The sequence below is a fragment of the Morganella sp. BCCO 40_0007 genome (assembly GCF_032989665.1).
In the GTDB taxonomy this organism is placed as follows: domain Bacteria; phylum Pseudomonadota; class Gammaproteobacteria; order Enterobacterales; family Enterobacteriaceae; genus Morganella; species Morganella sibonii.
In genome coordinates this window covers 81,278-103,504 of record NZ_JAVBIN010000002.1, presented here as the reverse complement: position 1 = coordinate 103,504, position 22,227 = coordinate 81,278, and the positions used below count along the sequence as shown (strand labels likewise).

The 22,227-nt window shown below is 53.5% G+C and carries 23 protein-coding genes; 16 read left to right on the top strand and 7 right to left on the bottom strand.

Translation table 11 applies throughout. The features are described 5' to 3' along the window. Positions 1–29 precede the first annotated feature (29 nt). Positions 30–347, top strand: coding sequence for a thioredoxin family protein (locus tag R5268_RS02545; RefSeq protein ID WP_218455311.1), 318 nt, complete (start codon positions 30–32; stop codon positions 345–347). On the opposite strand, the gene R5268_RS02540 is transcribed toward R5268_RS02545, so the two are convergent. Then, complete coding sequence (locus R5268_RS02540; RefSeq protein WP_317418738.1) at positions 342–1,256, bottom strand: effector binding domain-containing protein; 915 nt, start codon at positions 1,254–1,256, stop codon at positions 342–344. The genes R5268_RS02545 and R5268_RS02540 overlap by 6 nt on opposite strands. Positions 1,257–1,601: 345 nt before the next feature. On the opposite strand from R5268_RS02540, the gene R5268_RS02535 reads away from it, so the two are divergent. After that, positions 1,602–3,161: a methyl-accepting chemotaxis protein gene (locus tag R5268_RS02535; RefSeq protein WP_317418739.1), complete on the top strand. Its 1,560-nt coding sequence runs from the start codon at positions 1,602–1,604 to the stop codon at positions 3,159–3,161. A 6-nt stretch (positions 3,162–3,167) separates the two neighbouring features. Here R5268_RS02535 and R5268_RS02530 read toward each other — a convergent pair whose 3' ends face one another. Beyond that, positions 3,168–3,536, bottom strand: a complete 369-nt coding sequence (locus tag R5268_RS02530) for a MerR family transcriptional regulator (RefSeq protein WP_218455313.1) — start codon at positions 3,534–3,536, stop codon at positions 3,168–3,170. Between the two features lie 71 nt (positions 3,537–3,607). Here R5268_RS02530 and R5268_RS02525 point away from each other — a divergent pair, with 71 nt between their 5' ends. The 6 genes from R5268_RS02525 (at position 3,608) to R5268_RS02500 (ending at position 9,968) form a co-directional block, all read left to right on the top strand. Further along, positions 3,608–4,396, top strand: coding sequence for an SDR family NAD(P)-dependent oxidoreductase (locus R5268_RS02525; protein WP_317418740.1), 789 nt, complete (start codon positions 3,608–3,610; stop codon positions 4,394–4,396). A gap of 87 nt (positions 4,397–4,483) precedes the next feature. Further along, complete coding sequence (locus R5268_RS02520; protein ID WP_317418741.1) at positions 4,484–5,017, top strand: GNAT family N-acetyltransferase; 534 nt, start codon at positions 4,484–4,486, stop codon at positions 5,015–5,017. 114 nt (positions 5,018–5,131) lie between these two features. Continuing rightward, positions 5,132–7,306 carry an ornithine decarboxylase gene (gene speC, locus R5268_RS02515; protein WP_317418742.1) on the top strand — a complete coding sequence of 725 codons (2,175 nt, stop codon included), beginning with the start codon at positions 5,132–5,134 and terminating at the stop codon, positions 7,304–7,306. Then, on the top strand, positions 7,303–7,863 hold the full coding sequence (locus R5268_RS02510) for a hypothetical protein (RefSeq protein WP_046892611.1): 561 nt from the start codon (positions 7,303–7,305) through the stop codon (positions 7,861–7,863). The genes speC and R5268_RS02510 overlap by 4 nt, the downstream gene beginning before the upstream one ends. 107 nt (positions 7,864–7,970) lie before the next feature. Then, on the top strand, positions 7,971–8,990 hold the full coding sequence (locus R5268_RS02505) for a nitrilase family protein (RefSeq protein WP_317418743.1): 1,020 nt from the start codon (positions 7,971–7,973) through the stop codon (positions 8,988–8,990). A gap of 60 nt (positions 8,991–9,050) precedes the next feature. After that, positions 9,051–9,968, top strand: coding sequence for a LysR family transcriptional regulator (locus R5268_RS02500; protein WP_317418744.1), 918 nt, complete (start codon positions 9,051–9,053; stop codon positions 9,966–9,968). 36 nt (positions 9,969–10,004) lie between these two features. Here R5268_RS02500 and R5268_RS02495 read toward each other — a convergent pair whose 3' ends face one another. Beyond that, positions 10,005–10,907 (bottom strand): LysR substrate-binding domain-containing protein, encoded by a 903-nt coding sequence (locus R5268_RS02495; RefSeq protein WP_317418746.1) that lies wholly within the window; start codon positions 10,905–10,907, stop codon positions 10,005–10,007. Between the two features lie 98 nt (positions 10,908–11,005). Between R5268_RS02495 and R5268_RS02490 the strand changes: the two genes are divergently transcribed. Next, positions 11,006–11,920, top strand: a complete 915-nt coding sequence (locus tag R5268_RS02490; RefSeq protein ID WP_218455319.1) for a DMT family transporter — start codon at positions 11,006–11,008, stop codon at positions 11,918–11,920. Between the two features lie 18 nt (positions 11,921–11,938). On the opposite strand, the gene R5268_RS02485 is transcribed toward R5268_RS02490, so the two are convergent. Further along, complete coding sequence (locus tag R5268_RS02485) at positions 11,939–12,475, bottom strand: DMT family transporter (RefSeq protein ID WP_317418784.1); 537 nt, start codon at positions 12,473–12,475, stop codon at positions 11,939–11,941. Positions 12,476–12,566: 91 nt separating this feature from the next. On the opposite strand from R5268_RS02485, the gene R5268_RS02480 reads away from it, so the two are divergent. Further along, on the top strand, positions 12,567–13,463 hold the full coding sequence (locus tag R5268_RS02480; protein ID WP_235557045.1) for a LysR family transcriptional regulator: 897 nt from the start codon (positions 12,567–12,569) through the stop codon (positions 13,461–13,463). Between the two features lie 8 nt (positions 13,464–13,471). Here R5268_RS02480 and R5268_RS02475 read toward each other — a convergent pair whose 3' ends face one another. Then, entirely contained in the window at positions 13,472–13,915 is a 444-nt protein-coding gene (locus tag R5268_RS02475) for a hypothetical protein (protein WP_054423563.1), read from the bottom strand. A gap of 244 nt (positions 13,916–14,159) precedes the next feature. Here R5268_RS02475 and R5268_RS02470 point away from each other — a divergent pair, with 244 nt between their 5' ends. Next, on the top strand, positions 14,160–14,504 hold the full coding sequence (locus R5268_RS02470; protein ID WP_107678299.1) for a DMT family protein: 345 nt from the start codon (positions 14,160–14,162) through the stop codon (positions 14,502–14,504). Positions 14,505–14,635: 131 nt separating this feature from the next. After that, a complete protein-coding gene (locus R5268_RS02465) occupies positions 14,636–15,067 on the top strand; it encodes a carboxymuconolactone decarboxylase family protein (protein WP_166707381.1) in 432 nt (143 codons plus the stop codon). Positions 15,068–15,095: 28 nt separating this feature from the next. Here the strand turns inward: R5268_RS02465 and R5268_RS02460 are convergent, their stop codons facing one another. Beyond that, positions 15,096–15,542, bottom strand: coding sequence for a VOC family protein (locus R5268_RS02460; RefSeq protein ID WP_230059128.1), 447 nt, complete (start codon positions 15,540–15,542; stop codon positions 15,096–15,098). A gap of 35 nt (positions 15,543–15,577) precedes the next feature. Then, positions 15,578–16,009 (bottom strand): VOC family protein, encoded by a 432-nt coding sequence (locus R5268_RS02455; protein ID WP_317418747.1) that lies wholly within the window; start codon positions 16,007–16,009, stop codon positions 15,578–15,580. Positions 16,010–16,335: 326 nt separating this feature from the next. On the opposite strand from R5268_RS02455, the gene R5268_RS02450 reads away from it, so the two are divergent. The 4 genes from R5268_RS02450 (at position 16,336) to nifJ (ending at position 22,219) form a co-directional block, all read left to right on the top strand. Further along, on the top strand, positions 16,336–17,493 hold the full coding sequence (locus R5268_RS02450) for a double-cubane-cluster-containing anaerobic reductase (RefSeq protein ID WP_052927245.1): 1,158 nt from the start codon (positions 16,336–16,338) through the stop codon (positions 17,491–17,493). Positions 17,494–17,502: 9 nt separating this feature from the next. After that, positions 17,503–18,306: an acyl-CoA dehydratase activase gene (locus R5268_RS02445; RefSeq protein ID WP_046892603.1), complete on the top strand. Its 804-nt coding sequence runs from the start codon at positions 17,503–17,505 to the stop codon at positions 18,304–18,306. Then, the gene (locus R5268_RS02440; protein ID WP_218455322.1) at positions 18,303–18,545 is read left to right on the top strand and encodes a putative Se/S carrier-like protein; all 243 of its coding nucleotides are present in this window, start codon (positions 18,303–18,305) and stop codon (positions 18,543–18,545) included. The genes R5268_RS02445 and R5268_RS02440 overlap by 4 nt, the downstream gene beginning before the upstream one ends. Positions 18,546–18,664: 119 nt before the next feature. Then, entirely contained in the window at positions 18,665–22,219 is a 3,555-nt protein-coding gene (gene nifJ / locus R5268_RS02435; protein ID WP_317418785.1) for a pyruvate:ferredoxin (flavodoxin) oxidoreductase, read from the top strand. Positions 22,220–22,227: the final 8 nt, after the last annotated feature.

The window sequence follows — 22,227 nt, the reverse complement described above, 5'->3', positions numbered from 1 at the left end:
TCATTTTCATTCTGACAGGGGAAAAATGAATGATAACGGACTATACAGAAAGCAATTTTGCCGGTATTGAACACGGCAGCGGTGTTGCGGTGATCCGTTTTCATGCACCGTGGTGTGAACCGTGCCGCCGGAGTGAGAATCAGTTTGATGAGGCTGCAACACATTTTCCCGCCGCAGTCCGGGCCGGAAAAATCAATGTAATGCAGGCTCCGGTACTGGCGGCCAAATACGCGGTATGGGGGTTACCGGTTGTTCTGATCTTTAAGGATGGTCAGGAATTTGCCCGTATTTCCGGGCCGCAGCCGGCTTCCGTATTCGGGGAAGCCGTACATAATGCATTGTTATAGCATGACCGGGATGTAGTAATTAATCTCTTCCACATACTGCATGCCATTGGCAATAAAATCGTCATGGCGGTCTGCGGACAGCAGTTTATAGTGCTCAATATCCGGGCCGCGTCTGCGGAGCAGGTTCATTTCGGCCAGTGTGCCGGAATAGGCGGCATGAATGATGTTGTGGTAATCAGCGGGCAGCTCTTTCAGTGTGGCCGGGTCAATGGTGATTCGCAGATAAGACCCGCCCGGTAAGGTCACCGGGGTCAGTGAAGCCCTGCGGAGCCCTTCAGGGGATAACACTGACGGAATAACTGCGGTCGTATAGGCATAACTGATATCGTCTGCGGTGGATTCATACGGTGCATGTACAGCATATAAATCTGCCGGGATAACATCCACTTCCTTAAAAAACAGCGTCCAGAATTCACGCCGGAACTGCCGGTTTTCTGTCTGCCAGTCTGACAGGTTTTTCCGGTGATAATGGTGTGAGCCTGCTAATTGTATTTCCGGTAATTCGGTCAGTTCAGCCTGAAAAGCAATCCGGTTTTCAGCCTGTAACGGGAAGCAAAACCCGCTGCTGTCCCAGCCCGTTTTTTTGCGGTAGGCGGATGGCGTGGTATTAAACTGTGATTTAAAGGCGCGGCAGAATGTCTGTTGTGAGTCAAAACGGTATTTCACGGAAATATCAAGAATACTGCTGCTGGTGATCCGCAATGCTTTTGCCGCACAGGATAAACGGCGGGCACGGATATATTTGCCGATAACCACCCCGGTATGCTCTTTAAATAAACGCTGTAAATGCCATTTGGAATAACCCGCCCGTGCAGCAATGATATCCAGCGATAAATCAGATTCCAGATTTTGCTCAATCCACAAAACCAGACTCTGGATAATGCTTCCGCGAAGCCCGTCTATGTTCATTCTTCTTATTACCGGTCAGGAGTGATATCGCTCAGCTCTCGGGCGATACAAAAGTTAACTTCATAATATTAAATGAATTTACCTTTTATATCCGCAAGGAGTGTAAATATCTGTATGTTTCGTGCGGTGGTTTGTATTTTTTTATCAGCAATTGTCTTTTTTTATGTGATTTTGAGACATGCAAACAGAAAAATATCTTGAAACGGCAAAAATCGCATAGCTATTAACCTGAAAAACAACAAAATTTTAAAAAATAACAAAAAATTATAACTTTTTGTTTTTTTGCCGATAACTGTAATCGTATGGCTTCGTCATACCATTTTGTCGCCCCTTAAAGGAAACTGTATGCAGTTACTTCGAAACTTATCCATCCGGTTCGTCATGCTGTCGATACTCGGTATTTTGTGTCTGACACTCGGATGTGTCAGTTTTTACAGTGACTGGTCACTGTCGAGAGTATCTGACGGCAATACGACCGATCGTCAGTTAGTCCGGCAGCTGACAGTACTGAATCAGGGAAATGACCAGTATTTTCGTTTTATCTCCCGGCTGAACCGTGAGATGCAGAAAAAAGCGGAAGGTGAAGTACCGGATTTCAAACCGTCTGCGGAAGCGATGGAGAACATGGGGCTGCATCTGGCGGAGATGAAACGTATTTCTCCGGGACCGATGGATGTGCAGATGTCAGAAAGGGTGATCGCCCGCTGGCAGGCGCTCTATGATGAGGGAGTCAAAATTCAGATGCAGCTGGCAGAGCAGGGGGATCAGGCGGGTTACCGTAAACAGTCCCACGATGTCACACCGCAGCTGAGCAAAGAGTTCGGTACTGTCAGTGTGGCGTTCACGCAGGTGGCGGAAGCGCAGATTGAACAGACCCGTACGCTGGTGGACGGCCTGATGACGACCACACGGATCGTGATTATCAGCGGCGCACTGTTTGGCCTGCTGATCCTGATTTTTGCGGATCGCTATCTGGTGACCATGATGCAGCGCCCGCTGAACAATGTCCGTCAGCATTTCCGCCGTATTGCCGGAGGTGATCTGAGTCAGCCGGTGGAAAATGATGCCGCCGGGCGTAACTGTGTCGGCAAATTATTCCCGTTACTCAGTGAAATGCAGGGCAGCCTGCGGGATGCGGTCAGTTCCATCCGTGAAGGCAGTGATACCCTGCGTGCCAGTGCCTCGGAGATTGCGCGCGGTAATACGGATCTCTCTTCCCGTACTGAGCAGCAGGCTGCCGCGCTGGAAGAAACTGCCGCCAGTATGGAAGAGATCACTGCGACGGTGAAACTGAATGCGGATCATGCGCATCATGCCAGCGAACTGGCGGAAGTGACTTCCTCAACCGCACATCAGGGGCATGAGATGATCGCCTCTGTTATCCGCACAATGGACGAAATCTCCGAGAGCTCACGGAAAATCGCGGAGATCACCAATGTGATCAACAGCATTGCATTCCAGACTAATATTCTGGCGCTGAATGCATCGATTGAAGCGGCACGGGCCGGTGTTCACGGACGCGGCTTTATGGTGGTGGCCGGTGAGGTGCGGACACTGGCCAGCAACAGTGCGGATGCGGCCAAAGAGATTGAACGGCTGATAGCCAATGCGGTCTCCCGCGTCGATCAGGGCATTAAACAGGTGGCCGGCGGCGGGGAAACGATGGAGGAGATTGTCCGCGCTTCCGGTGAAGTGACCGCTATTATGAAAGAAATTGCCATCGCGTCAGAAGAGCAGACCAAAGGTATCTTACAGGTCGGTACGGCGATTACTCAGATGGATACGGTTACCCAGCAGAATGCCTCACTGGTCAGCAGTGTTTCTGAAACCGCCGCCGGACTGGAGTTACAGACACAAGGACTGCAACGCTCAGTGCAAAAATTCCGGCTGAGTGCCGCAGACTGATATCACTCAGATGACTGCCGTGGTGAGTAAATCACGGTAGTAATCTATTTTTTTCTCCAGGTGCTGAAAATGATCATTCAGCACCGCTATTTGCTGCTGTAACACCCCGCTGTGCGCCAGCAGTAAGTCCATACGTGCCTGCGCCGTCTCCTCTCCCTGAGCCCGTAAATCCGCGTAATGCTTTATCGATTTCAGCGGCATTCCGGTTTCTTTCAGTCGTGTGATAAAGGCGACCCACTCCGCATCGCGGGCGGAGTAACTGCGGTGATTATTTGCCCGGCGCTGCGGGATCAGAATGCCTTCTTTTTCATAAAACCGCAGGGTATGGATACTGAAACCGGTTAAGGCAGAAAACGCACTGATGGAATAATGCATACAAGAAACCTCTTGACCTGGAGTGAACTCTATCTTTTACGCTCCGCAGACTAATGTCAAAGGAGGTTTGTATGAACAGTCAGAATTATGTGGTGATCACCGGGGCCAGTTCCGGAATCGGACGGGCTATTGCGGCTGCGTTTGCACGCCGGGGTAACAATGTGGTGCTGGTGGCCAGACGTGAAACGGTATTGCTGGCACTGAAAGCGGAGCTGATGCAACTGAACCCGGATATCACCGCAGAAATCCGTGTGTGTGATCTGTCAGTGCCCGGCAATGCGGCGGCACTGTATCACTCGTTGTCTGCACTGAATATTATTACATGGATTAATAATGCCGGTTTTGGCTATTACGGTCCGGTGGCAGATCAGCCGGTGGCGGAAGCGGAGAAAATGCTGGCTCTGAATGTGAATGCCCTGATGGTGTTATCCGCCCTGTATGTGCAGGATTATCAGCATACGGAAGGCGCGCAGCTGATCAATATCAGTTCGGCGGGCGGCTATACGATTGTTCCCTCGGCGGTAACCTACTGCGCGACGAAGTTTTTTGTCAGTGCCTACACGGAAGGACTGGCGCGTGAACTTATCCGCAGCGGGGCAAAATTGCGGGCAAAAGTGCTGGCACCGGCGGCCACACAGACTGAATTTGGTCAGGTGGCGAATAATACGGATTCTTATGATTATGATCGCGCTTTTGCGCGTTATCACACCAGTGAGGAAATGGCGGAATTCGCACTTGCGCTGTATGACGCTGACAGCATCACCGGCATGATTGATCGCGATGACTTCCGCTTTCAGCTGGCAGATACCCGGTTTCCGCATGCGGAAAACAGCCGGTCAAATCAGAACATTACGCCATAGAATCAGTGGTGTGCCGGGATGATTGCTGTCCCCCTGTTTTGCTGATAGTGTGAGGTAACTCTTATTTTTCAGGCTGGATACCTTTTTATGCTGCAATTACTTCCGGTTACCTCACCGGCTGACCCGGTTCGTGATGATATTCGTCCGCTGTATGAATCCGCTTTTCCGCTGCATGAACAACGCACGCGGGCAGGGCGGGATAAACTGTTTTCGCAGCCCGGATATCATCTGTATCAGATAAGGGATAATGACCGCTTTGCCGGATTTACCGGATGCTGGCAGATTGGCACGCTGTTTTATATTGAGCATATTGCCATTGCACCGGATTTGCGCGGCAGTGGTGTCGGGCAGCGTGCGCTGTCACTTTTTTGCCAGGAGAAACAGCGGGTTGTTCTGGAGATCGACCCCCTGACGGATGAGGTGGCCCGCCGTCGTCTGCGTTTTTATCAGCACTGTGGTTTTGCCGTTAATGATTACGTTCACCATCATCCGGCTTACCGCCCGGAATTCCCGCCGCACGAACTGGTGATCCTGAGTTATCCGCAGGTTATTAATCCGGAAGAATATCAGCAATTTAACGACTTTCTTATCCGCCGGATTATGCCGGAAAATCTGTTGTAGCGCCTGACTCCCCGCATGTTATGATGGCCGCTTTTCCGGCGCTCTGTCCGCCGGTCTCCGGACTGTACTCCGCTGGCAGCGATTGTCTGCGGGGACTGACTTTGCAGGGTTGTCATGAACAAGAAAAAATGTGCTGTCAGCGCGCCGCTCTGCGGTATGCCTGATCTCCCGTTTGAAACAGTTCTTCTCAGTGAATGTGATTTCACCACGGTGTCTGTGTGTCTGGTGACACCGGCGGATGCCGGCAACGGACAGCTGGCACGGATCCGGCAGCAGGGGTTCGGTCAGCCGGTTTTTATGGTGATCCGCGACGGTGAAACTGCCGTGGTACCTGACGGTATCAGCGGGGTTATCGATCTCAGCCGTGATGACAGCCGCACAGTCTGTGACACACTTCTGCGCGCAGTGCAGGCTTATGAAGAGAGCCTGCTGCCGCCGTTTTTCGGGCGCTTAAAACAGTATACTGAACAGCAGAACATCTCCTTCGCCTGTCCCGGGCACCAGGGCGGTGAGTTTTTCCGCCGTCATCCGGCCGGACAGCAGTTTACGGATTATTTCGGTGATGCCCTGTTCCGGGCTGATCTCTGCAATGCGGACACCGCACTGGGGGATCTCCTGATCCACGAGGGAGCCGCACTGGCCGCACAGCAGCACGCTGCAAAAATTTTTCATGCCGACAAAACCTGGTTTGTTCTCAACGGCACATCCTCATCCAACAAAGTGGTACTGAATGCGCTGCTGACACCGGGAGATCTGGTGTTATTCGATCGCAATAATCACAAATCCAACCACCACGGTGCACTGATTCAGGCCGGTGCCACGCCGGTTTACCTGGAAGCGGCGCGTAACCCGTTCGGGTTTATCGGCGGCATCGATGCACACTGTTTTGATGAGGATTACCTGCGGGCACTGGCGGCAGAAGCTGCACCGGAGAAAGCAGGGGATAAACGCCCGTTCCGGCTGGCGGTGATCCAGCTGGGAACGTATGACGGCACTGTGTATAACGCCCGTCAGGTGGTGGACAGTATCGGCCCGCTGTGTGATTACATTTTGTTTGATTCCGCCTGGGTCGGCTACGAGCAGTTTATTCCGGTGATGCAGATGTGCTCGCCGATGCTGCTTGAACTGAATGAAAACGATCCCGGCATTCTGGTGACGCAGTCAGTTCACAAACAGATGGCCGGTTTCTCTCAGGCTTCTCAGATCCATAAAAAAGATAAACATATCAAAGGGCAGGATCGCTATATTTCCTTCCGGCAGATGAATAATGCTTTTATGATGCATGCCTCCACCAGCCCGTTTTATCCGCTGTTTGCCGCACTGGATGTGAATGCAAAAATGCATGAGGGCGAATCCGGGAGGCGTCTGTGGGCTGAATGTGTCAGAACCGGGATTGACGCCCGTAAACTGCTGCTGAAAACCTGTCAGCATATCCGGCCCTTTATCCCGGATACCGTGGACGGCCGTCCGTGGGCAGAAGCGGAAACGGAGGTGATCGCTTCAGACCGGCGCTTTTTCAACTTTGTGCCGGGAGAGCGCTGGCACGGTTTTGAGGGCTATGCGGACGATCAGTATTTTGTCGATCCCTGCAAATTATTGCTGACCACACCGGGGGTGGATGTCAGCAGCGGGGAATATGAGGATTTCGGTGTTCCGGCAACGATCCTGGCGTATTACCTGCGGGAGAACCGGATTGTCGCGGAAAAATGCGATCTGAACTCGATCCTGTTTTTACTGACGCCGGCAGAAACGCCGGAAAAAATGCAGCGGCTGATCCGGCAGATTGCCCGGTTTGAGCAACTGCTGGACAGCGACGCAGCACTGGAAACCGTTTTACCGTCATTGTGCCGCACGTATCCGGCACGTTATGCAGGATATACACTGCGGCAGTTGTGTCAGGAGATGCATGACCTGTTTGTAAAACACAATGTCAAACAGCGTCAGAAAGAGATGTTCCGCCGCCGCTGTTTCCCGGCGGTGCGGATGTCACCGAAAGCGGCACATACCGAATTTGTCCGCGGCAATACGGAACGGGTCGCGGTGTCGGAGATTGCCGGACGTATCGCGGCGGAAGGGGCACTGCCGTATCCGCCGGGCGTATTGTGTGTGGTACCGGGTGAAGTCTGGGAAGCCCCGGTTCAGCGCTATTTTCTCGCGCTGGAAGAGACCGCCGATCGCTTTCCGGGCTTCGCGCCGGAATTGCAGGGGGCGTATATTGAACAGGATGACAGCGGACATCAGCGTGTGTATGCCTGCGTTATCCGCCATCAGCAGGGAGAAGGACAATGACAGCAGAACAGTTTCATCAGCGTATATGGGAAATTCTGGAAGATCTCAACAGCGACTATTTTCAGGTGGTTGCCGCCCCGGCACCGGAACCGCAGGCTATCGCAGCAGCAGAGACACTGACCGGCGTGCCGGTACCGGAGTATTACTCTGCATTCTGTCAGCGCACCAACGGTCTGTGCGTGATGGCACGGGAAGAGTTCTGGCCGGAAGCGGAACTCTATTCTGTGGGACCCGCATGGACGTTCTGGCGCGGCGTGGTATTGCTCGGATTCGATACCCCCGATCTGCCGGAGTGGGCATCCGTCACGGCGGCCTGTGAGCGGCTGGCGGATTACGAAGTCACCGGTGTGCTGCCGCTGATGAAAGTGGCCGGTGACGGTAATATTATCTGGGGTCTGGATAAATCCGGCACCCCGGTTGAGGTGGCGGAAGGTGAAATTACCCGGCTGCCTGCGGACTTTACCGCATGCTATGAGGAACAAATCCGTGGTCTGGCAGAACGTCAGGCGGAGATGATGGAGCGGATTGCCGAGCAGAAACGCCCGGCAGCTGAATAAATCCTCACTTTCCATTCCTGTTGGTTATCGGACGAATCAGATAACTCATTATACGGACTCTCTGTGCTGTGGTGTGATAGGGGCAGAGAGTTCAATCTGATGAGGATATGATGATGCCTGTTAACACGCCTTCCGCACTGCGGGTCGCCACTGTGCAGTTCCAGCACCGCCCCGGCGACAAAGAATACAACCTTGCCTGTATCGATCAGTTTATTGAGCGCGCCCGCACGGAACAGGTACAGATTCTGGTGCTGCCGGAAATGTGCATCACCGGCTACTGGCATGTGACAAAACTGCCGGATGAGGATGTCCGTGCACTCAGCGAGCCGCTGGCGGACAGTCCGTCACTGCGGTATCTCTGCACCCGCGCCCGGGAAACCGGTATGATTATCGGGGCGGGGCTGATTGAAGACGGTGGTGACGGCTATTGCTATAACACCTATGTGGCCTGTATGCCGGATGGCACTTATCATGCGCACCGCAAACTGCATGCCTTTGAACATCAGGTTATCCGCAGCGGTAATCAATACACCGTATTTGATACACCGTGGGGTGTCAAAGCCGCCATTCTTATCTGCTGGGACAATAATCTGACAGAAAACCCGCGTGCCTGCGCACTGATGGGGGCTGATATTATTCTGGCTCCGCACCAGACCGGCGGCACCTGTTCACGCAGCCCGTACGGAATGAAACCGGTTCCGCTGACATTGTGGGAAGAACGGGATAAACATCCGGAAGCGTTACGTGCGGCTTTTCAGGGAGAGCACGGGCGCGGCTGGCTGATGCGCTGGCTGCCGGCAAGGGCGCATGATAACGGGGTATTTTATCTGTTCAGTAACGGCGTGGGACAGGATGATGATGAAGTCCGCACCGGTAATGCCATGGTGATTGACCCTTACGGACGGATTGTGGCGGAAAGTCAGGCTATTGAGGATGATATGGTGGTGGCTGATCTCGACCTGACTCTGCTGCCGTTATCCACCGGGCGGCGCTGGATAACCGGCCGCCGTCCGGAGCTGTATCAGATCCTGACACAGCGTCAGGGTTATGAACGGGATGCGCGGACAGTCCGGTTTTCGGAAGACGCTGTGGCGGTCGTACCGCCGGAACCCCGGCCGAAAGGATGATTGCCCGCTGATGCCGGTCAGGTTATGCTCATGACCGGCATCTCAGACAGGATAATCAGCATGGATCTGCGTTTACTGCGGGCATTTGTGACTCTGGCCGGTTGCGGACATTATCATGAGGCGGCATCTGTCCTTTGTATTACCCAGCCCGCACTGACCAAACAGATAAAACTGCTGGAGAACAGACTCGGGCTGATACTGTTTGTGCGCGGACGACAAGGAGCTCAACTGACGGCGGAGGGCGCTGAATTATTGCCTGCGGCCACGGCACTGGTGCTACAGAGCCGGGAGTTTATGCATCATGCGGCCCGGCTGAGCAGTCAGTTACCGGCGCGGCTGAATACCGGGTTCGGTATTTCGGCATTCAAAGAAGCGGCTGAATTTGTCAGCCGGCTGAAGAAAACACTGCCGGATGTGCAGGTATCTCTGGATGATTTCCCCTCTCAGATAATGACTGAAAAATTACTTTCCGGTGAACTGGATATCGCCTTTATGCGTCTGCCGCTGCCGGAAAATATGGCTCACCGCACGGAAGCCGTTGCCTTTAAGCAGGAAACATTATCACTTGCGGTACCGGCCGGAACAGTAGTGCAGCCCGGTCAGGAATTGTCACTGATTACGCGCAATCCGCTGCTGACATTGCATGAAAACCGGGGGGCGGGGCTGTATCACCAGATAACGGCATTTCTGGATGCTAATCATGTTACCCCGCAGGCCGTGCACTACAGCAGCGATATCCGGACTCTGATTGCCCTGATCGCGGCCGGTGCCGGTATTGCACTGCTGCCCGGCGGAGCCGGTGATCCGGGGCATCCGGATGTCTCGTTTTACCCGCTGACCGGCTTTGCACAAGCCTCCTGGGAAATGGGTATGATCTGGCGGCGTGAGTTACCGCTTCTCTGGCAGCAGCAGTGGCGCGAGTGGCTGACAGTAAAAGATCACCCGTTCGGTTCCGGTAACCCCGGGCGCCCGGTGTAGCAACTGCGGCGCGGTGTTATCCGGTGAGGTATCTCACTATTTATTCTCCGCAGTGTGAGAAAATGCATGGCAAAACCAGTCACTGACGGCGCTGATCATCGCCTGATCAGCGCTGTGGCGGTTATGCAGCAGATAAAATCCTTTCCCCGAATGCAGTGTCAGTGCCGGGAACAGCGGGATAAGCGTCTGCTGTGCCAGCTCGTGTTCCAGCAGAAAATCATTGGCAATCAGAATACCCTGCTGATGTACCGCCGCATCAATCGCCAGTAAAAACTGATCAAAATGCAACCCGGCGGCGGGCAGTGTGCTGCCGGGCGCTATCCCCGCATACTGTTCCAGCCAGGCATCCCAGTAAGGATAGAGTGTGGTGTGCAGCAGCACGGCGTTTTTCAGATCCGCCGGGTGGTGAAGTGACAGCCGCTCAGCATAAGCGGGGTGACAGAACAGACGGCAGGGAGCATCGGATAACAGTACCCGGGACGGTTGCGCACGGGACAAATCCGTATAGCGGACGGCCAGATCCACATTATCTTTTTCCAGCGAGATCAGTGCCGCCGTGGCATTCAGGTGGAGATCCAGCCCCGGAAAGGTGCGGACAAAGTCACTCATTCTGGGGGAAAACCATTTGGACGCCAGCCCGGGCGGCATGGAAAGGGTCAGCGTATGGTGTGCCGCATAGCGGATCGCCTCACCGGCAGCCCGGATTTGTGCCAGCGCAGGCTGAATTAAGCGATAGTATTTCTGTCCTGTCTCTGTCACCGTCAGTTTGCGGATCTCCCGCAAAAACAGCATCACCCCCAATTCCTCCTCCAGCTTTTTTATCTGCTGACTGACCGCACCCGGCGTAACATGCAGAGACTCTGCGGCTTTGATAAAGCTTCCCAGCCGGACACTGGCTTCAAAGGCCAGAAGGGCTTTCATCGGCGGATAACGGTCCATGAAATAGTTTTTCTCTTTCATAAGGAAATTTAAATCGGTTGTAGCACAGCCCCGGATTCAGAACAATAGCCCCATCAGAAAAAAGGGGTATCAATAGTATGAACAGTAAAACGGCAGCAGCGTTTGCGTTCCTCGGGATTATCTGGGGAACCAATTTTATCTTTATGCGTCAGGCGAGTGAGTGGATCTCACCGGTGCAGATTGTCTTTTTGCGGGTGTTATGCGGTTTTGTGCCGATCGCGGTGATGGCGTGGATGCAGAAAGCCGTGCGCCGCGAACACCTGAAATATACCGGGCATTTTCTGGTCATGGCGCTGCTGGCCACGGTGATTTATTACTGGGCGTTTGCTTCCGGCACCTCACTGCTGCTCTCCGGCGTGTCCGGTGTGCTCAGCGGCGCGATTCCGCTGTTCTCGTTTATTGTTGCGGCAATTTTTCTGCGGCAGGAAAAAATCACGGTGGTGCGTCTGTGCGGACTGATGCTCGGTTTCGCCGGTGTGATTCTGATCGCCAAACCCTGGCAGGTCAGCGGGGAGAGTATCAGCCTCGCCGGGGTGGGTTATATGATCATGGGATCACTGAGTGTGGGGATTTCATTTGTGTATGCCAAAAAATTCCTGGCGGATAAACAGATAGCCCCGCTGGCACTGACGACTTATCAGATTGGTCTTGCGCTGCTGATCCTGGCCTGTATCACGCCGTTTACCGGGATTACCGCGATTGCGCAGGACAGCACAGCCAGTCTCGGGCTGATCATCGGGCTGGGATTGCTCGGCACCGGGGTGGCCTATCTGACATATTACTACCTGATCCTGAACCTGGGGGCAGTGGTGGCATCCTCTGTAACCTATATTCCGCCGGTAGTGGCGCTGATTGTCGGATTCCTCGCAGCCAATGAGCAGCTTGGCGTGACTGAGATTCTGTCGATGGTGCTGATTATGAGCGGGGTGTTCTTATTACAGCGACCTTCGCGCCGCCCGGAAGCGGAGAAGGAAGCTGACGCTGTGCAGTAATATTCCGGGATACCAAACCTATCTTTTTATTGTCTGTTCGATTTGAGTTGCATTTCCTGCCCCGCCGTCACTGTCGCGGGGCTTTTTTTCACCCGCAAACTGCATCACCAGTACACCCGCGACCACCAGACCGATACCGGCGAGTTTTGCTATCTGAACCGGCTGCTTTGGCATTCCGAACAGGCCGAAGTGTTCAATCAGTGCGGAGATGACCAGCTGACCGGCAATCACCATAACGAAAAAAGTAATACTGCCGATTTTCGGTACTAGGATCAGGGCCGACGTCAGATACAGCATCCCGGCAATACCACCGAGCCAAATCCAGAGCGGCTGATGAAGCAAATCGGCACTCAGCACCGGCTTAGGAACTTTAAAAATAAATAATAACGGTGCTAAAACAATAATACTGATTAATAATGATACAAGACTGGCCCATAACGGATGACCCAGATGGCGTGCTAATACCGCATTGCTGACCGCCTGTACCGGCACAATAGCACCGGCAAAAAAAGCACAAACAATCAATGAAATAGCAGATAATGATAAGGTTGACATAGTGATCTCTCTGGTTAACGTTTTATTAACATCAATCATAGGTGATTTCCGGAAGAACAGGAAATGAACAATTTTATAGAGCACTATTCGTATGATGAATAATATAAAGAAACTGGATTTAAATCAGCTGGTTACTCTGCATGCGTTGCTGCGTGAACGCCATGTCAGCCGGGCGGCGACGGCGCTGCACCGCAGTCAGCCCGCGGTCAGCCATACGCTGAATCAGTTGCGGGATTTATTTCAGGATCCGCTGCTTATCCGCAGGCAGGGGCGCTATCACCTGTCCGGCAAAGCGGAAGCGCTGTATGCGCCGCTGACACAGGCGCTGGGCCAGCTTGATGACCTGATAGCACAACAGGATTTCCGGCCGGAAAACTGCAACCGGCGTTTTAATATTGCGATGTCCGATTACGGAGCAGCGATTTTCAGTGCAAAATTAATCCGTTATCTGCGCAATGCGGCTCCGCAGGTTGATCTGCAAATCTGGCAGGGCAGCCGCGAGGAGATGCAGGGAAAATTACAGGAAGGCAGTCTTGACCTGGCGTTCGGGGTGTTTAATGCCACGGATTACACTCTGCGGACGAAGACTGTATTTACGGATACCATGGTCAGTGTTGCGGACAAACAATACTGCACCAACGGCACGATGCCGATGGCGGACTGGCTCTCACACCCTCATATTCTGGCGAGTATGAAACCGTATGAAGCCAATGAGATTGACCGGCAGTTACAGTTACTGAATTACCGGCGGCGTATCGCGGTTTCTGTGCCTTACTGGCAGATAGCCTCACAACTGCCGGAGGGAACTGACCTGATCCTGACAGTGGCACAACGGGCACTGCCGGAAATACTCAGCCCGTCATTACAGGTGTTTGAACCGCCGCTGACTATCGCACCGCTCAGTTTTCAGATGTTATGGCACCAGCGCAGTGAAGGTGACGCGGCATTAGGCTGGCTGCGGGAAGCGGTAATGCAGGTGTGTGACTGACAGGCGGCTCAGTGTGCTGTCCGGCGGCAGTTTTGCAGTTCCAGCAGAAAAGAACCGTTATTGCCGCCGCCGCGTTTGTTCAGTCCGAAGACAAAGCGCTGTTTTGACGGGGTGAAATAGGCCAGCCCGTTACTGATCCCGGCATAAACCAGTGTATCTTCGCCGATCTCCTGCAAATCCTGCTTTGACATGGTGGCAAACTGCGTAATCGGTGTCAGCGCCGGAGAGTGGTAAGGAGCCGGTTTCGTATCAAGCACCGTAAAACGGTCATCGTGAAACAAAACGACAGCCTTGCGCTGTTTATCCGGAAAATAAAAATCACGCATTGCGCCCTGTTTTCGCTGATAACTGGCGGATGGAATATCACAATTGTAATAGCCGTTCAGTGATCCTCCGGCGGCGTAGCCGGATAAACAGAACGATGATGATAATAAGAAAGTTAATAAACGCATAAACACGATAATGGTTTCTACAAATATTAAGTGTAAACGGATGCAGTTATCCGCACAATCAGTTCAGTTCAATCTTCCGGAAATCAGCGGAAAGAATAAAGGGCTGAATACGCGTAAAATGCAAATTTTATAAGCAGATGACGAGAAATTCAGTTTCTGAAACTATTATCCGGATCATATATCCGTTTATCGGATACAGGCGTAAAATAGCGGCCGATATCATTTTCTTACTGACGGACACCCCATGCTGGCGAAGTTTCTCCCGATTTTTCTGCTTGTTATCTCGAATGTTTTTATGATGTTTGCCTGGTACGGACACCTGAAATTTACCGGTAAACCGCTTATTGCGGTTATTTTTTTCAGCTGGCTGATTGCTCTGGCGGAATATTGTCTGGCGGTACCGGCTAACCGGCTGGGACATCAGTATTACAGTGCGGCTGAGCTGAAAACGATGCAGGAAGTGATCACTCTGTGTGTTTTTATGGTGTTCTCAGTGGCTTACCTCGGTGAGAGTATCACGCTGAATCACCTTATCGGTTTCGGGTTTATTGCTGCCGGCGCGTTCTTTATTTTTAAGGGACCGTTTTAACCGGCATCACACAATGTCGATAACGATACTGTAAATTTATCCATAACATAACGGCATGACTGGTTATATCACCAGGTATTATTCCCGGTGTCCGGGAGACACTTTTCAATTCTGACAAAGGCAGGTCCGTTATGTCATTACTTCGTTTATCTTATCCGAAACTCAGTCCGGCGGCATATGCGGGACTGATTGCCTGTAAAAATGCATTGGAAACCAGTTCATTATCATCTGAACTGGTTGAGCTGGTGTATCTGAGAACATCACAGATTAACGGTTGTGCATTTTGTCTGGAAATGCACTCGGCGGCGCTGCGTAAGCGGGGGACGGCTCAGGAAAAACTCGACGCGCTGGCCGGCTGGCGTGTGAGTGAGCGCTTCAGCGATCGTGAACGTGCGGCACTGGAGTGGACAGAGTCTGTCACGCTGTTATCTGCACAAAATACGGATGATGCCGTCTGGCAGCGCGTGAAGGCACATTTTTCCGATGAGGAAATGAGTGACCTGACTATCGCTGCCGGTCTGATGAATGCGTTTAACCGGGTTGCTGTCAGCCTGCGTCAGTAGCGGATAACGGCAACCCCGGCACCGGCGGTTATTCGCCGGTGTTATCCCGCAGCCACGGCGTGATAGTCAGCCCGACAAGTAAACCCTCCGGGCTGAGCAGACGGGTGACGGATTGTCCCCACGGCTCGGTTCTGTTTGCCACCAGCAGCGGATAGCCCTGTGACTGTAAAAATTCCGTGGCCGCTGCCAGGTCGTTCACTTCAAATTCGACCCACGCCTGCGGCACCGGATGTGACGGCGGCCAGGTGTCCTGCCCGAAACAGGAGACTGCGGCCTGGCTGAGCGGCCAGAGTGCGAAGTGTTTCACACCGTGCAGGCTGTGATCAGCTGTCAGGTAATCGGGCGCGCCTTCAGATTCAGTGAGCGGCAGGCCGACAGTATCCGCAAAAAAGTGTTTGCTGCGGGCGGGCTCGCGGGTCACCGGACCAAAACCGGCGACAAACAGCACACCGGGAACGGCAGGATAATCAGACATAGCAGTGTCTCCGTAAGATAAGGTTTTATCCCATCTTACACATTAATCTGTCCGGGTGCCGGAAATATCATCTCTTCATACGGCGCTTCGCGGCAGGCATTCAGCCGCTGCGTTATCCCGCCGGAATGTGCTTCCAGCTGGTGGCCGTCCGGGTCGAGAAAATAGACGGAATCTCCTTCACTGCGGTTATGTTTCCAGAGCGTTATCTGATGAGAAGCCAGAAGTGCGCGAAAGGCCGGGAACTGTTCGGGAGGAAGGGTAAAAGCGTAGTGGGTATAACCCTGATGAATAGGCCGGTGAATGATTTCCGGGTCTGCCGATAAACAGATCCACAGTTCCCCGCAGGTCAGGTACGCCCCGTATTTCCAGCGGGTATGCAGCGTCATTTTCAGAATGTCATGGTAAAAATGCAGGCTGCGATCCAAATCGGTGACCGCCAGGGTCAGATGATTCATTCCTGTTAACATATATCCTCCGTCAGCATCCGGCAGTTATAAACAGCACGTCAGAGTCAGGTGAAAGGAAGCCGTATCGGTGGTTGTACGGTGGGCGGTTATCATCATCGGGAAGCTCTCAGGGTAAAATATCAGTCAGGTTTATGATTACCCTGAAGCTTACTGACTGACAACGCAGGGTGCCAGATAATTCCGTTGCCGGGCGTTGTGATTTAAGATCACGTTAATTTAGTTCCGTCAGGGATATTCACCCTGAATATGATTTACCTCAATTATCCTTATTATTAATAGGTCTACTCTGGCGCCACACTTTAATAATGATAATGGTAGGTCTACTTATGTCATTAGTCACAGAACTTCCGTCGATCTTTTCTGATTTCTCCGATGCCCGCCAACAGGGCTTTCTCACTGTTATGGAACTGAAAGAGCAGGGTGTCCCGCTGGTGGGAACCTATTGCACCTTTATGCCGCAGGAAATTGCCATGGCCGCCGGTGCCGCGGTTGTCTCCCTTTGTTCAACCAGCGATGAAACCATTGAAGAAGCGGAGAAAACCTTACCCCGCAACTTATGTCCGCTGATCAAAAGCAGCTACGGATTCGGTAAAACCGATAAATGCCCCTACTTCTATTTTTCTGACATCGTGGTCGGTGAAACCACCTGCGACGGCAAAAAGAAAATGTATGAATACATGGCGGAATTCAAACCTGTCCATGTGATGCAGTTGCCGAATAACAGTGAAAGTGCGGAATCTGTCGCGCTCTGGCGCTCGGAAATTATCCGTTTTCAGAAACGGCTGGAAGAACAGTTCGGCTGTGAAATCACGGAGCAGGGGATACGCGATGCTATCGATCTGCGTAACCGCGAACGCAGGGCATTAACGGAATTCTACCGCCTCGGGCAGCTCAATCCGCCTGCGATGACCGGCCGTGAAATTCTGAGCGTGGTGTATGGTGCTACCTTCAAATTTGATAAACGCGCGCTGATTGGCGAACTGGAAACGCTGACCGCCAAAGTACGGGCGGAATATGCCGCCGGTAAACGGCTTGACCCGCGTCCGCGTATTTTGATCACCGGCTGTCCGATTGGCGGTGCGGCGGAAAAAGTGGTGCGGATTATCGAAGAAAACGGCGGCTGGGTTGTCGGTTATGAAAACTGCACCGGTGCGAAAGCGACCGAACAGTGTGTGGATGAAAACCCGCAGGCCGATGTTTATGACGCCCTGACCGAAAAATACCTTGCTATCGGCTGTTCCTGTATTTCACCGAACACACAGCGCCTGAATATGCTCAGTGAGATGGTGCAGGACTATCAGGTGGACGGGGTGATTGATGTGATCCTCCAGGCCTGTCACACCTATGCGGTGGAATCGCTGCTGATAAACCGGCACATCCGTGAAAAACACGATATTCCGTATATGGCTATTGAGACAGATTATTCCACGTCTGACACCGGTCAGCTTGCGACCCGCATTGCCGCCTTTATTGAGATGTTATAAGGAGGCGTCATGCTGAGTATTGGTATTGACTCCGGCTCGACTGCCACCAAAGGGGTTTTATTCAGTGATGAAGACGGCGGCGTGATCCTGCGCCGCTTTCTGATCCCGACACCATTCCGGCCGCAATCGGCGATTCTGGAAGCCTGGGAAACCCTCTGCGGTGAATGTGACACCAAACCGTATCTGACTCTCACCGGTTATGGCCGCAAACTGGCGGATTTTGCTGACAAACAGGTCACGGAAATCTCCTGTCACGGTATCGGGGCGCGCTGGCTGCATCCGCAGACCCGCACGGTCATTGATATCGGCGGCCAGGACAGTAAGGTGATCCGGCTCGATGAGCAGGGGCATCTCACGGATTTTCTGATGAACGACAAATGTGCCGCCGGAACCGGTCGTTTTCTGGATGTGATCAGCCGGACACTCGGCACCGACATCACCGCGGTGGATAACACCATCCGCGGGATTGAGCCGCATGCTATCTCCAGCATGTGTACGGTCTTTGCCGAATCTGAAGTGATCAGCCTGCGTTCCGCCGGGGTAGAGCCTGAGTCAATTCTGTCGGGAATTGTTAATTCCATGGCACAACGTACTGCCGGTTTTGCCAAGCGGCTGAGCACTGTACCGTCAGTGCTGTTCAGCGGCGGAGTCAGCCGCAGTCAGGTATTCTGTGAGCGGTTGTCGCAGCATCTGGGAACTGAGGTGATCACGCATCCGGACGGGCAGTTTGCCGGTGCTATCGGCGCGGCCATTTACGGTATCCGCCAGTTACAGAAACAGGCAGCCGTGACCTCCGGGGATCTCCGTTCATGAATGACTATCTGATTTTATTTGAAAATATGCTCGGTGTGGTGGCGATGCGCAAACATCTCACGGCAGCCGGGCAGCCTTTCATCGTGACGGATATCCCGCCGTCACTCGGTAAAGCCTGTGGTCTGGGGATACGGCTCAGTGTCAGTGATGATCGCCTTCCGGCACTGCGGGGATGTCCGCAGGTCAGTGAAATATACCGCTGTGAGGCGGAAGACTATGTGCTGACAGCGGCGCGGTAAACGCGCCTTACACACGTATAACAAACCACAATCACGATAATCCGGCATTTTTTATTCTGCTATGTTGTAAAAAATAATAAAAAATGCAGGGTCTTATTGTGAGCAAAAAAATACATAGCATGATCACCACTGATGCGAATCAGGCGGTGGCCCGGATGGCGTATCAGCTGAATGAAGTGATCGCCATCTATCCTATTACCCCGAGCTCCGGCATGGCTGAATATGCCGATCACTGGTCCGCAACCGGGGAACCGAATTTGTGGGGCGACGTGCCGCGCATGATGGAAATGCAGTCGGAGGGCGGGGCCATCGCCACTGTCCACGGTGCACTTCAGACCGGCGCACTGTCGACCACGTTCACATCGTCCCAGGGATTGCTGCTGATGATCCCGTCGCTGTATAAAATCGCCGGACAGCTGATCCCGTTTGTCCTGCATGTGGCGGCGCGGACAGTCGCGACCCACGCGCTCTCTATTTTCGGTGATCACTCGGATGTGATGGCGGTGCGTCAGACCGGCTGTGCACTGCTGTGCGCCAACAGCGTCCAGCAGGCTCAGGACTTTGCTGTGATTTCACAGATAGCCACGCTGAACAGCCGCGTGCCGTTTATTCATTTCTTTGATGGTTTCCGTACTTCCCATGAGATGAACAAGATCATCGCGGTCAGCCGTGCCGAACTGAGTAAACTGATCCCAGCGGAGGCGATCCGCGCACACCGCGACAGAGCACTGTCGCCGGAACATCCGGTGATACGCGGCACATCCGCAAATCCGGACACCTATTTCCAGGCCCGCGAAGCTACGAATCCTTGGTATGACGCTGTTTATCAGCATGTCACTGATGCTATGGCGGCATTCGGTGATGTTACCGGCCGTTATTATCAGCCATTTACGTATTACGGACATCCGCAGGCAGAGCGCCTGGTTATCCTGATGGGATCGGCCGCTGGCCCGGCGGAGGAAGTGGCGGACAAACTGATTGCGCAGGGCGAAAAAGTCGGCGTGCTGGAAGTGCATCTCTACCGGCCGTTCTCCGCACAGCATTTCCTGGATGTCATTCCGGAAAGCGTGCAGCACATTGCCGTGCTTGACCGCACCAAAGAAGCAGGTGCGCAGGCGGAGCCGCTGTATCTGGACGTGATGACTGCCTTTGCCGAAGCGTATCAGAACGGTGAGCGGGCACAACTGCCGCGCATTATCGGCGGACGCTACGGGCTGTCATCCAAAGAATTCGATCCGGATTGTGTGATGGCAATTTTCCGTGAACTGACACTAACATCGCCGAAACGGCGCTTTACTGCCGGGATTATTGACGATGTTACCGGGCTGTCCCTGACACCGGTCCCGGCGGAACTGCCGGTCACACATCGCCTCACTGCACTGTTTTACGGGCTGGGCAGTGACGGTACCGTTTCTGCGGCCAAAAATGCTATTCAGATCCTCGGCAGTCATACGGATAACTATGCTCAGGGCTTTTTTGTTTATGACTCGAAAAAAGCGGGCGGTCTGACCGTTTCTCATCTGCGCATCAGCGAACAGCCGATCCGTGCCACGTATCTGATCGGGCAGGCGGATTTTATTGCCTGTCATCAGTGGCAGTTCCTCGATAAATATGAAATGGCGGAAAAACTGGCGCCGGGCGGGATTTTCCTGCTGAACAGCCCGTATCCGGCGGATGAGGTCTGGCACCATATTCCGCAGGATGTTCAGGCGATTCTGGCAGAGAAACAGGCTCAGTTGTATGTCATCAACGCGTACCGTATTGCCCGTGAATGCCGCCTCGGTGCGCGGATTAACACGGTGATGCAGATGGCCTTTTTCCATCTGACGGCACTGCTGCCGGCCGCTGAAATTCAGTCTTATTTACAGCAGGCGATTATCCGCAGCTACAGTAAAAAAGGGGAAAGTGTCGTTCAGGATAACCTGATGGCGATAGCCCGTACCCCGGAAGCCCTGCATCGCGTGCCGTTACAGGCGGTCGATCCGCAAAGCCTGCCGCGTCCGCCGGTTGTACCGGATAACGCGCCGGACTTTGTTAAAACCGTCACTGCCATGATGCTGGCCGGACGCGGCGATGCTCTGCCGGTATCGGCATTCCCGCCGGACGGCACCTGGCCCTCCGGCACCACCCGCTGGGAAAAACGTAATATCGCGGAGATGATCCCCGTCTGGAAACCGTCTCTCTGTACACAATGTAATTACTGTGTCGCGGCCTGTCCGCACGCGGCTATCCGTGCCAAAGTGGCCGATCCCGCAGATTTCAGCGGCGCGCCGGACACATTGCAGCGCCTGCCGGTCAAAGCCCGCGATATGAAAGGGATGGATTATGTCCTTCAGGTCGCCCCGGAGGATTGTACCGGCTGTAATCTCTGTTATGAGGTCTGTCCGGCGAAAGACCGGGAAGACCCGGCTGTCCGTGCGATAAATATGCAGCCGCGGCTGGCACATCTGGCAGAGGAAAAAGCCAACTTTGATTTCTTCCTGCAACTGCCGGATCTCCCGGCATCGCAGCTTGAGCGCATTGATATCCGGACATCACAACTTATCACTCCGCTGTTTGAATTCTCCGGCGCCTGTGCGGGCTGCGGTGAAACACCGTATATCAAACTGCTGACCCAGCTGTACGGTGAGCAGTTACTGATCGCCAATGCCACCGGTTGTTCTTCTATATACGGCGGTAACCTGCCGACCACGCCGTACACCACCACCAAAGAGGGACGCGGCCCGGCCTGGGCTAACTCGCTGTTCGAGGATAATGCTGAATTCGGTCTGGGATTCCGTCTGACGGCAGATCAGCATAAAAAACGGGTACAGCGGCTGCTGATGACGTTTGCCACTCAGTTGCCGGATGAATTACAGCAACGACTGGCGGATGAGGCGCTGTCCGCGGATGAGAAACGTGCAGCCATCACTGAATTGCGGGCGTTACTGGCGGATAATCCTGACCCGCGTGCGCGTGAGCTGTCAGAGGACGCACATTATCTGCTGCCGAAATCAGTCTGGCTGATTGGCGGTGACGGCTGGGCTTATGATATCGGCTTCGGCGGGCTGGATCATGTACTGAGCAGCGGTGAGAATGTGAATGTACTGGTGCTCGATACCCAGTGCTACTCCAACACCGGCGGCCAGCAGTCAAAAGCCACGCCGATGGGGGCGGTCACCAAATTCGGTGAGGAGGGGAAAGGCAAATCCCGCAAGGATCTGGGCGTATCCATGATGATGTACGGTAACGTGTATGTGGCACAAATAGCGATTGGTGCGCAGATGAACCAGACGGTAAAAGCGATTCAGGAAGCAGAATCCTATCCCGGGCCGTCCCTGATTATTGCCTACAGCCCGTGTGAGGAGCATGGTTATGACCTTGCATTCAGCTATGACCAGATGAAAGCCCTGACCGCCAGCGGATTCTGGCCGTTGTACCGGTTTGATCCGCGCAGGGAAGGAACCGGCAAAGCACCGCTGGTACTGGATTCCCGTCCGCCGTCACAATCACTGGCAGAAGTGATGCATCAGGAACAACGGTTTAACCGGCTGAACAGCAGTGACCCTGCGAGAGCTGCCATTCTGGCAGAAAAAGCAGAACTGCGGACGGTAAAACAGTATGCGCTGCTGGAACTGCTGGCCTCACAAAAGCAGGAACCGGCAAAAACAGATACCGCTGCGGAGAACAGCTGAAAATCATC

Bases quoted from the DNA above. Each gene is read 5' to 3' on its own strand.
- R5268_RS02545 (WP_218455311.1), top strand. From the start codon at position 30: ATGATAACGGACTATACAGAAAGCAATTTTGCCGGTATTGAACACGGC.
- R5268_RS02540 (WP_317418738.1), bottom strand. From the start codon at position 1,256: ATGAACATAGACGGGCTTCGCGGAAGCATTATCCAGAGTCTGGTTTTG.
- R5268_RS02535 (WP_317418739.1), top strand. From the start codon at position 1,602: ATGCAGTTACTTCGAAACTTATCCATCCGGTTCGTCATGCTGTCGATA.
- R5268_RS02530 (WP_218455313.1), bottom strand. From the start codon at position 3,536: ATGCATTATTCCATCAGTGCGTTTTCTGCCTTAACCGGTTTCAGTATC.
- R5268_RS02525 (WP_317418740.1), top strand. From the start codon at position 3,608: ATGAACAGTCAGAATTATGTGGTGATCACCGGGGCCAGTTCCGGAATC.
- R5268_RS02520 (WP_317418741.1), top strand. From the start codon at position 4,484: ATGCTGCAATTACTTCCGGTTACCTCACCGGCTGACCCGGTTCGTGAT.
- speC (WP_317418742.1), top strand. From the start codon at position 5,132: ATGAACAAGAAAAAATGTGCTGTCAGCGCGCCGCTCTGCGGTATGCCT.
- R5268_RS02510 (WP_046892611.1), top strand. From the start codon at position 7,303: ATGACAGCAGAACAGTTTCATCAGCGTATATGGGAAATTCTGGAAGAT.
- R5268_RS02505 (WP_317418743.1), top strand. From the start codon at position 7,971: ATGATGATGCCTGTTAACACGCCTTCCGCACTGCGGGTCGCCACTGTG.
- R5268_RS02500 (WP_317418744.1), top strand. From the start codon at position 9,051: ATGGATCTGCGTTTACTGCGGGCATTTGTGACTCTGGCCGGTTGCGGA.
- R5268_RS02495 (WP_317418746.1), bottom strand. From the start codon at position 10,907: ATGGACCGTTATCCGCCGATGAAAGCCCTTCTGGCCTTTGAAGCCAGT.
- R5268_RS02490 (WP_218455319.1), top strand. From the start codon at position 11,006: ATGAACAGTAAAACGGCAGCAGCGTTTGCGTTCCTCGGGATTATCTGG.
- R5268_RS02485 (WP_317418784.1), bottom strand. From the start codon at position 12,475: ATGTCAACCTTATCATTATCTGCTATTTCATTGATTGTTTGTGCTTTT.
- R5268_RS02480 (WP_235557045.1), top strand. From the start codon at position 12,567: ATGATGAATAATATAAAGAAACTGGATTTAAATCAGCTGGTTACTCTG.
- R5268_RS02475 (WP_054423563.1), bottom strand. From the start codon at position 13,915: ATGCGTTTATTAACTTTCTTATTATCATCATCGTTCTGTTTATCCGGC.
- R5268_RS02470 (WP_107678299.1), top strand. From the start codon at position 14,160: ATGCTGGCGAAGTTTCTCCCGATTTTTCTGCTTGTTATCTCGAATGTT.
- R5268_RS02465 (WP_166707381.1), top strand. From the start codon at position 14,636: ATGTCATTACTTCGTTTATCTTATCCGAAACTCAGTCCGGCGGCATAT.
- R5268_RS02460 (WP_230059128.1), bottom strand. From the start codon at position 15,542: ATGTCTGATTATCCTGCCGTTCCCGGTGTGCTGTTTGTCGCCGGTTTT.
- R5268_RS02455 (WP_317418747.1), bottom strand. From the start codon at position 16,009: ATGTTAACAGGAATGAATCATCTGACCCTGGCGGTCACCGATTTGGAT.
- R5268_RS02450 (WP_052927245.1), top strand. From the start codon at position 16,336: ATGTCATTAGTCACAGAACTTCCGTCGATCTTTTCTGATTTCTCCGAT.
- R5268_RS02445 (WP_046892603.1), top strand. From the start codon at position 17,503: ATGCTGAGTATTGGTATTGACTCCGGCTCGACTGCCACCAAAGGGGTT.
- R5268_RS02440 (WP_218455322.1), top strand. From the start codon at position 18,303: ATGAATGACTATCTGATTTTATTTGAAAATATGCTCGGTGTGGTGGCG.
- nifJ (WP_317418785.1), top strand. From the start codon at position 18,665: ATGATCACCACTGATGCGAATCAGGCGGTGGCCCGGATGGCGTATCAG.